Genomic DNA, 9,140 nt, shown 5'->3' with positions numbered 1-9,140 from the left:
TTAGAATACCGGCCTGTCACGCCGGGGGTCGCGGGTTCGAGTCCCGTCCGCTGCGCCATATTTTCCAGGTTCGATGTGTCGAGCTTGAGATTGAACAACCCAGGTTGATTGATCAGATGTTTAAAGGTGGTTGAGGGTTTACGCTCAATCAGCCAAGCGATACGCAGCGGTAGTTCAGTCGGTTAGAATACCGGCCTGTCACGCCGGGGGTCGCGGGTTCGAGTCCCGTCCGCTGCGCCATATCTGCCTCAAGGCCCACTGAACGCCTTGAAGCACAAGAAAGCCACTGGCTGACTTGATCCGATAGCAAAGACCCTGGTCGAAAGACCGGGGTTTTTTGTGTCTGGCGTTTGAAAAAACGTCATGGTGTTTGTGACATCGTCCTCATTTATAGGCAAGCGGCTGACAGATCGTCTCGATCTTGTCGGCCGTTTTGCGTTGTTGTGTCAAAAAATTTCAATGTGGTTATTTGCCGCAGGCGCAGAAACCTTTAAAGTTAACCCTTCGGTCAACTTTGCACTGTCATCATGGCCTTTTGATTCGTCGTAAAAAGGCTTCTGCAAGTCTCGATATTCGGTGTACTTAACCATAAGGGCGGATTTATAACCGCTCAGAGGATGATCCATGTCCAACCGTGAAATAACCCGGCGCTCGTTCCTCCAGGGCGGCCTGGTGGCGGGTGTGAGCGTCACGCTGACACCGCTGAGCACCCAGGCGCTGGCTGCCCTGATGGAAAACAGCGTTACCGTGCCGTCCGAAAAATGGCTGGGCAATAACGGCAAGGCGCGCCAGCGTAACGATGCGTTGTCCAAAGTGTGCGGCAGCAAAGTCTTCGCCCGCGATATCCGCTCCAAGGACATGCCCGGCTGGCCCGTGCAGCAAGGTCACGCCATGCTGCTGAAAACCATCAAGGCCGACCATATTTATGCGGGCTACGACTTGGCGTGGCTCGGCGCCGATCTGCAGCCGGATCGTATCGTCACCGCTGCCGATCTGGACAAGGACGGTATCGTTTTCCCCGAGGAACATGCTCCGGATCCGCTGCTGCCTGAAGGCAAGGTGCCGATGTTTATTGGTCACCCGGTGGCGATTCTGATCTGGAACGATTTCGAGCGTTTCCGCCAGGCCAAGAACAAACTCAAATTCAACGACAAGGCGATTCGTTACGGCGCCAAAGTGCCGTACTACGAAGGCGACCCTTACGGTAGCTTCCGCTATGTGCGCGTTGGCGGCCCCACCTCGGCCGATGAAGACGAATTTGCCAGCCTCAAGGATTCGATTCTGTTTCCGATGCTGAAAAACCGTCGCCCGGTATGGAATTCACAACCGAATCTGCACGGCAACCTGACCGAGCGCGGGCTGTTCTACGCCGACCGCATGAAGAGTCAGATCAACACGCCGCCGGACAACTGGCTGGTGTTCGACGAGCGCTACAAGACCCCGTCAATCGAGCCGGCAGCCATGGAGCCGGACAACGGCAACGGTTGGTACGATCCGGCAACCAAGACCCTGCATTTCGTGGTGGCCACCCAGTGCCCGTTGGAGGTGGCCACCGAGACTGCGAAAATGATCTCGCCGTCGCGCTTCGGCCTGGCCAACCTGAACATGCACCCCGGTTACACCGTGGGGTACGGCTCCAAAGACCACAACATCTTTGTCTACTACGCCGCCCTCGCGGCGTTGTACGGCGCCGGCGTGCCGGTGCGTCTGGCCAATGACCGTTACGAGCAGTTCCAGAGTGGCATCAAGCGTCATCCGTTCGACATTCGTTACCAATTGGCTGTCGACAAGAACGATCACAGCTTCAAGATCTTCCTCGCCGACATGAGCGTCGACGGCGGTGGCCGGATCAACTACAGCCCCTCGGTAGCCGCTGTAGGCGCCACGGCCGCACAGTCGATCTACTACATGCCGCAGAACGACCTGCAAGTCACCGCGTATCACTCGCGGGGCGTTGAAGCCGGTTCGATGCGTGGGTACGGCACCCTGCAAAGCATGGCTGCGACTGAAATGATGGTCGATGAAATCGCCGGTCGTCTCGGTGTAGATGCTATCGAGTTGCGCCGCAAGAACGCACTGCGTTCAGGCATGAAAAACACCCAGGGCGCCATTCCTGCCGGTGCGTTGCGCCTGCACGAAATTCTCGACAAAGCCTCTGTGCACGAGGTCTGGAAAAACCGCGACGCGATCAAGCAACAACGCGAAGCCGCGGACCCGGATAACTGGTACGGCGTGGGTTTTGCTATCTGCCAGAAAGACTTTGGCACTGGTTCCGAAGCTCCGATGGCCAGTATCGAATTCAGCGCTGACGGTCGCATCAGCCTGCGTCATATCGGTATCGAAATCGGCACCGGTATGTCTACCTCGCAATCGCTGGTCGTTGCCGATTTCCTTGGCAGCCCGGCACACGAAGTGAAGACTGGCGAAACAGAGTGGAAGGAAATGCAGCTGATCACCAGCGGCAACCCTTACATCATGAGCCAGGCCGAGCAGGACAACCTGCTGCGCAACCCGCGCTGGGTGGGCAAGCTCGCTTCGGCGTCTTCGGCTACCAACTCGGCGTACTACTTCAGCCACGCCACCCGTGAAGCGGCGCGCGTGCTGTTCAACCATGGTTTGTGGCCGGCGGCGCTGGAGATCTGGCGTCAGGGTCCGTTCGGCGGTCAGGCCAACCCGTATGTGGTGCGCCGCGAAGATGCGCATTGGGTCGACGGCAAGCTCACCGCCAACGGCATGCAGCCGCTCAGTTTTGAAGAATTGGCCAAGCGTGCCCACGAGCGCGGCCTGGTCACCGCGGCCACTGTGCACGGTTTCAACCGCTGGAGTTGGGCCGAGGCTGAATACAGCATCGACGGCGTGCGTGAGCGCCTGCCGCTCGACGGCCTGGCCGTGAAGTACGGCGACGGCGCACCAAAAGCCAAGCAGGCGCTGATGAGCACTGCCGGCTTCCATCTGCTGGATCGCCAGAACATCAGCTACCCCGCGACGCAGTTGAACAACGCTGCCGTGACTTACTACAGCCCGGTCGCCACATTGGTCGAGCTGAAGGTCAATAAGGGCTCGGCGCAGGTGGAGGTGCTCAATCACCATTCGTGGATCGAGTGCGGTCGCGTGTTGGTTGAGGAGTTAGTCAAAGGTCAGCTTGAGGGCGGTGTCGCCATGGGCATCGGCCACGCATTGATGGAGGAAATGCCGCTGTATGAAGGCGGGCCGGGGGAGGGTGACTGGAACTTCAACCGTTACCGTCTGCCGATGGCGCGTCACGTTGCCGTGTGGAAACAGACGTCGGAGATTTTGCCGGCGCTGTCGCCGAGCGATCCATCCAAGGGTATCGCTGAAGTGGTGATGATCCCGATCGTCGGGGCCATCGGTAATGCCGTGGCGCACGCCATCGGTAAACGTGTTCGCGACCTGCCAATCACTGCTGCGCGCATCAAGGAAGCCCTCAATGCCTAACCGTCCGCTTCAACTGACCCTCAATGGTCAATCCGTCGGCCCAGTGGACATCCCTGATGACCTGCCGATGATCGACTACCTGCACGAATACAAAAACCTCACTGGCTCGCGTCTTGGCTGCGGCCAGGGTATTTGCCACGCTTGCGTGGTCATCGTCGACAACCCGGACGGCACCAGCGAAGAAGTGCGCACGTGCATCACCGGCGCGCATTACTTTGAAGGCAAGCGAGTGCGCACCATCGAATCCCACGCCAAGCGCGACGAGTCGGGGCAGGTCATCGAACTGAACCCGATCCAGCAGCGCTTCGTGGATGAGTTTGCGTTCCAGTGCAGCTACTGCGCGCCGGGCTTCGTCAACGCAGCGACCGTGCTGGTGGAAAAGCTGCAGCGCCAGCCGACCGTACACAGCAAACTGGAACAAGTCATCGAGGACAGCCTTGGGCATCACGTCTGCCGTTGCACCGGGTACGTGCGTTATTACAACGCTACTCGCAACGTGCTGACCGATCTCGGCCTGGTCAAGGAGGGTTGAGCATGAAGCTTTTTCTGACCCGAATGACCCTGGCGGTCGGCCTGGCTGCGCCGGTGCTGTTTGCTCATGCCGATGATCAGGTCAAGCGCGGCGAATACCTGGCCCGCGCCGCCGACTGCATGGCGTGCCACACTGCCGCGGGCGGCGCGCCGTTTGCGGGCGGGCTGCCGATCGTCTCGCCGTTCGGCACGATCTACGGCACCAACATCACGCCGAGCAAAGAGCACGGTATCGGCTTGTACAACGATGACGAGTTCTTTGCTGCGCTGACGCAAGGCAAGCGTCGCGACGGAGCGAATCTGTACCCGGCGATGCCGTACACCTCCTACCACCTGATGCCGCGCGAAGATTCGGATGCGATTCATGCGTACCTCAAAACCATCGAGCCGATCGAGCGCGCAGCGCCGGTGACGAGCCTGAGCTTTCCGTTCAACGTGCGCCTGGGCCTGATGGGCTGGAATGCGTTGTATGGCAAAGCGCTGAAACTGGAGCCGACCGAAGGTAAAAGCGAAGCCTGGAAACGCGGCCAGTACATGGTCGAAGTGCTTGGTCACTGCGGCGAATGCCACACGCCACGCGGCCTGCCGGGCGCGATGGAGCTGGACAAGCGCCTGACCGGCGGCATCCTCAATGGTTACCTGGCGCCCAGCCTGCTCGCCACTGACCTGGCTGCGCGCGGTTGGAATGAACAGGACCTGGCCACATTCCTCAAGCACGGCATGAGCGCCCAGGGCACGATGTTCAACGAGATGTTCCCGGTGTTCCACAACAGCACCCAGGGCCTGAGCGATCAGGATCTGGCCGCGATGGCCACGTTCCTGCTGGGTGATAACCCGCCAGCCGCCAAAGCGCTGGTCGACGTGCCGGTGGATAAACTCAGCCAGAGCGCTCAGCGCGGCCGCCAGGAATACCTGAACGTCTGCGCCGGTTGCCACGCCGCAGGTGGCGAAGGCAAGCCGCACATCGCGGTGGCCATGCGCGGCAACACCACGTTGCGACTGGAAGACCCGCGCAACCTGCTGCGTGTGATCGAGGACGGTATTGGCGAGCAGAAATTTTCCGGGTTCGAGCACATGCAACCGATGCCGGGGTTTTCCGAGAAGCTCAGTGCGCAACAGCTGACTGATCTGCTCAATTACCTGCGTCAAGGTTGGGGCGGCCAATCGGCTGAGCTGGCCGTAGGCGATGTGCAGAAGCTGCAAGCCGAGGCGCCTTCCGTCGAACACAAGGCGCATTGACGGCAGCGTATGAAGCGTACAGCCGGTGTGGGAGTGAGCAAGTCGCTCTCACACCGGATGTGTTTACATTCCGAATTTATCGCGCAACCCGTAGTACCAAGCCCCCAGCGCTGCAAACGGCGTGCGCAACATCTGCCCGCCCGGGAACGGGTAATGCGGCAAGTCCGCAAACGCATCAAAACGCTCAGCCTGCCCGCGCAATGCCTCCGCCAGTACTTTGCCTGCCAGGTGCGTGTACGTCACGCCATGGCCGCTACAGCCTTGTGAGTAATAGATGTTGTCGCCAAGACGGCCGACCTGGGGCAGGCGCGACAGGGTCAGCAGGAAATTGCCGGTCCAGGCGTAGTCGATCTTCACGTCTTTGAGTTGCGGGAATGCCTTGAGCATTTTGGGCCGGATGATTGCCTCGATATTCGCCGGGTCCCGCGCGCCATACACCACGCCGCCGCCGAAGATCAGGCGCTTGTCGCTGGTGAGACGGTAGTAGTCGAGCAGGTAGTTGCAGTCTTCGACACAGTAATCCTGCGGCAACAGCGTCTTGGCCAATTCATCGCCAAGGGGTGCGGTGGTGATCACTTGGGTACCGCACGGCATCGACTTGGCCGCCAGCTCCGGCACCAGGTTGCCCAGGTAAGCGTTACCGGCAACGATAATGAATTTGGCCCGGACCCTGCCTTCGGCGGTGTGTACCACAGGGTTGGCGCCGCGCTCGATGCGCACCGCTGCCGATTGCTCATAAATCGTACCGCCCAGGGATTCCACGGCCGCCGCTTCGCCCAGTGCCAGGTTGAGCGGGTGGATATGCCCGCCGCTCATGTCCAGCAAACCGCCCACATAGTTGTCACAGGCCACCACTTCGCGGATGCGGCGTTCGTCGAGCAATTCCAGCTGCGTATGGCCGTAGCGCTCCCACAGGCGCTTCTGCGATTCCAGATGACCCATGTGCTTGCTGTTGAGTGCGGCAAATACACCGCCGTCCTTCAAGTCGCACTGGATCTGGTATTTAGCCACGCGCTCACGAATGATCTTGCCGCCTTCAAAGGCCATCTGCCCCAGCAACTGAGCCTGTTTGGGCCCGACACTGCGCTCGATCACATCGATATCACGGCTGTAGCTGTTGACGATCTGCCCGCCATTACGACCCGAGGCACCAAAACCCACCTTGGCGGCTTCCAGTACCGTGACGCGAAAGCCGTTCTCCAGCAAAAACAGCGCGCTGGAAAGCCCGGTATAGCCGGCACCAATCACACAGACATCGGTTTCGACCTCACCTTGCAGGGTTGGTCGGGGTGGGGCTGCATTCGCGGAAGCGGCGTAATAGGACTGGGGGTAGGGGGTGTTCGCCATCCTGGAACCTCTGTTTTATATTTTTTACGAGTGCGGCGATCCTACCTGAGTTGAAAATTGCCTGCCAGCCACCCGGAAATCCCAGGTGTACCCGGCATAAATAAAAAATTCGCATATTCATAGGCTTAGCTGCAAAAAAGATGTTGACACCCCTCCGGAATTCCGTAGAATGCCGCCTCACAGCAGGCACGTAGCTCAGTTGGTTAGAGCACCACCTTGACATGGTGGGGGTCGTTGGTTCGAGTCCAATCGCGCCTACCAAACAAAATCCGCTCTGCTGGGCGGTCTGGAAGGGCTCACCGAAAGGTGGGCCCTTTTTTGTTGTCTGGAATTTGGGCAATAGCCATCCCTACACGGCTCAAGGCGTGTATTCAGGGGTTTGAACGCTCGATCAGCAGAACAGCGTAGCCACCGACAGCAGGCAAATTATCTGGACGAACACCTGGCAGCGTATTTCGCCAAACGTGGTCGCCATATCACTCATTTGTCCGGCATACATAGCGCGAGCCCTCATTGTCGGTATAACACCGTGAACGAACTGCAGGTACACACAGCTGCATGATGGAGTATAGGTTCTGATTGAGAATCTACACGGTTGAACGATTTTGAGCTCCTCATCAGGTTGGCTGCGCGACTTTCCCCTTGAGGCCTGGACGCTTTCTCCTGATAGCGCCCGACCGTCGGCGCCATCCCCCCACAAAATTTATTGGTGTGCAGCAACAATTTTTCTTGTTGGACACTCCCGGTCTCCAGACAGCAAAGTTGCCGCCACTGACGCTCGACCTTCCGGGTCAACAATAAAAAAACCGAGCCGACTGCACGCCACTTCCAAGCTGTGAGCCCTTTGCCCACATCCTGCTGTTATGGCGCCGCAGCGCGCACTAAAGGACCTCTGTGCCATGCAAACAGTTGTGAACCTATGGCCGCTGATCGGCGTGCTTGTCATCGTGGTCGGCTTTGTATTGCGCTTCAATCCGCTGTTGGTGGTCACCGCCGCCGCCATCGCCACCGGGCTTGCCGCCCAGTTCCCGCTGGAAAAAATTCTCGCCACCATGGGCGATGGTTTCCTTCAGACTCGTGCCCTGCAATTGATTCTTTTATTGCCGCTGGCGGTGATTGGCCTGTTGGAGCGCCATGGCCTGCGCCTGCACGCGCAGAACTGGATCGCCCGCTTCGAGCGCGCCACGGTTGGGCGTTTACTGATCATTTATCTGTTTGTGCGTGAATCCACGGCCGCCATGGGGCTGACCAGCCTGGGTGGGCATCCGCAAATGGTGCGGCCACTGTTGGCGCCGATGGCCGAAGGTGCAGCGGAAAAACGCTACGGCAAGCTGCCAGACAAGCTGCGCCACAAGGTCTTGGCCATGTGTGCGGCCACCGATAACGTCGGGCTGTTTTTTGGTGAGGATATTTTTGTCGCCTTCGGTGCAATTGCGTTGATGCACACCTTCCTGTTGGGCTCGGGGATTGACGTGGAGCCGCTGCACATCGCGGTGTGGGGCATTCCGACGGCGATTTGTGCGTTCATCATTCATGCGATCCGGCTGCATCGCTTTGATCGACGATTGACCCGCGAAATGAGCCCGGCCACCACGTCCGTGGAGGCTGCTCAATGATTATTTCCATTCAATACCTTTATTGGCTCGCCGGTGTTCTGTTGCTGATCACTGCGGGCATGATCCTGCTCGATCGCACCCATCCCAAACGCTGGTCCAGCGCGCTGTTCTGGTTGTTGTTCGCCATACCGTTCCTGGTGGGGGAGCGTCTGCCCTCGGTGGCCATCGGTATCGGTGTGGTGGTGATGGCGTTGATCGCCGGCTTGGGTGGCGTTGGTCGCGGCCAGCACGCCGAATTGCACGTCAAGGCGTCCCGCGCCAGCGCCGGGCGCCTGGGCCACAAGTTGTTTATCCCGGCCTTGGCGATTCCGTTGACTACGGTGATTGGCTCGGTATTGCTCAAGCACACCGAAATTGGCGGTGTACCGTTGCTGGACCCGAAGAACACCACCTTCGTCTCGCTCGGCATCGGCTGCCTGATTGCTCTGGGCCTGGCCTGCTGGCTGACCCGCGATACGCCGGTACAAGCCCTGCGCGAATCCCGTCGCCTGACCGAAGCCCTGGGCTGGGCCATGGTGTTGCCGCAGATGCTGGCGATGCTCGGATTGTTGTTCAACGAGGCCGGGGTGGGCACGGCAGTCGCCCACGTCACCACCACCTACATCAACCTGGACTACAAGCTGGTGGCGGTGATGGTCTATGTACTGGGCATGGCCCTGTTTACGGTGATCATGGGCAATGGTTTTGCGGCTTTCCCTGTGATGACTGGCGGCGTCGGCGTGCCGGTGCTGGTAGGGATTTATGGCGGCAACCCTGCGGTGATGGCGGCGATCGGTATGTTTTCCGGTTACTGCGGCACGTTGATGACGCCGATGGCGGCCAACTTCAATATCGTGCCAGCGGCGTTGCTGGAGTTGCCCGACAAGAACGCGGTGATCAAGGCGCAGATCCCCACGGCGCTGATGATGCTGGTGGTCAATATCGTGCTGCTTTACCTGTTGATGTGAGGTC

General features: G+C 59.3%; 7 protein-coding genes and 3 tRNA genes (1 of these 10 only partly in view). 8 read left to right on the top strand and 2 right to left on the bottom strand.

Annotated elements, in window-relative coordinates:
- Both E3O56_RS17685 and E3O56_RS17680 read left to right on the top strand, forming a co-directional pair.
- A tRNA-Ser gene (locus E3O56_RS17685) sits at nucleotides 1–58 on the top strand (it extends 31 nt beyond the left edge of the window).
- A gap of 105 nt (nucleotides 59–163) precedes the next feature.
- A tRNA-Asp gene (locus E3O56_RS17680) sits at nucleotides 164–240 on the top strand.
- 206 nt (nucleotides 241–446) lie between these two features.
- On the opposite strand, the gene E3O56_RS17675 is transcribed toward E3O56_RS17680, so the two are convergent.
- Entirely contained in the window at nucleotides 447–626 is a 180-nt protein-coding gene (locus tag E3O56_RS17675) for a hypothetical protein (protein ID WP_032880254.1), read from the bottom strand.
- Between E3O56_RS17675 and E3O56_RS17670 the strand changes: the two genes are divergently transcribed.
- Genes E3O56_RS17670 through E3O56_RS17660 form a run of 3 tightly spaced genes read left to right on the top strand, consistent with a single transcriptional unit; the run spans nucleotide 625 to nucleotide 5,226 of the window.
- Nucleotides 625–3,456 (top strand): xanthine dehydrogenase family protein molybdopterin-binding subunit, encoded by a 2,832-nt coding sequence (locus tag E3O56_RS17670; protein ID WP_005789746.1) that lies wholly within the window; start codon nucleotides 625–627, stop codon nucleotides 3,454–3,456. The two genes, E3O56_RS17675 and E3O56_RS17670, sit on opposite strands and share 2 nt — an antisense overlap.
- Nucleotides 3,449–3,988 carry a (2Fe-2S)-binding protein gene (locus E3O56_RS17665; protein WP_005789732.1) on the top strand — a complete coding sequence of 180 codons (540 nt, stop codon included), beginning with the start codon at nucleotides 3,449–3,451 and terminating at the stop codon, nucleotides 3,986–3,988. Before E3O56_RS17670 ends, E3O56_RS17665 begins: the two co-directional genes overlap by 8 nt.
- 2 nt (nucleotides 3,989–3,990) lie before the next feature.
- The gene (locus tag E3O56_RS17660) at nucleotides 3,991–5,226 is read left to right on the top strand and encodes a cytochrome c (protein WP_248128638.1); all 1,236 of its coding nucleotides are present in this window, start codon (nucleotides 3,991–3,993) and stop codon (nucleotides 5,224–5,226) included.
- Nucleotides 5,227–5,289: 63 nt separating this feature from the next.
- On the opposite strand, the gene E3O56_RS17655 is transcribed toward E3O56_RS17660, so the two are convergent.
- The gene (locus tag E3O56_RS17655; RefSeq protein ID WP_248090329.1) at nucleotides 5,290–6,573 is read right to left on the bottom strand and encodes an FAD-binding oxidoreductase; all 1,284 of its coding nucleotides are present in this window, start codon (nucleotides 6,571–6,573) and stop codon (nucleotides 5,290–5,292) included.
- 184 nt (nucleotides 6,574–6,757) lie between these two features.
- Here E3O56_RS17655 and E3O56_RS17650 point away from each other — a divergent pair.
- From E3O56_RS17650 to E3O56_RS17640, 3 genes are all read left to right on the top strand, one after another.
- Nucleotides 6,758–6,834 (top strand) — tRNA-Val (locus E3O56_RS17650).
- Nucleotides 6,835–7,472: 638 nt separating this feature from the next.
- A complete protein-coding gene (locus E3O56_RS17645) occupies nucleotides 7,473–8,189 on the top strand; it encodes a DUF969 domain-containing protein (RefSeq protein ID WP_005789724.1) in 717 nt (238 codons plus the stop codon).
- Nucleotides 8,186–9,136 (top strand): DUF979 domain-containing protein, encoded by a 951-nt coding sequence (locus tag E3O56_RS17640; RefSeq protein ID WP_032880266.1) that lies wholly within the window; start codon nucleotides 8,186–8,188, stop codon nucleotides 9,134–9,136. Before E3O56_RS17645 ends, E3O56_RS17640 begins: the two co-directional genes overlap by 4 nt.
- The last annotated feature ends 4 nt before the right edge of the window (nucleotides 9,137–9,140 follow it).

Source organism: Pseudomonas sp. W2Aug9 (assembly GCF_023127755.1).
Classification (GTDB): domain Bacteria; phylum Pseudomonadota; class Gammaproteobacteria; order Pseudomonadales; family Pseudomonadaceae; genus Aquipseudomonas; species Aquipseudomonas synxantha_A.
The sequence above is the reverse complement of the archived record's forward strand: the minus strand, read 5'-3'. Positions and strand labels throughout refer to the sequence as shown.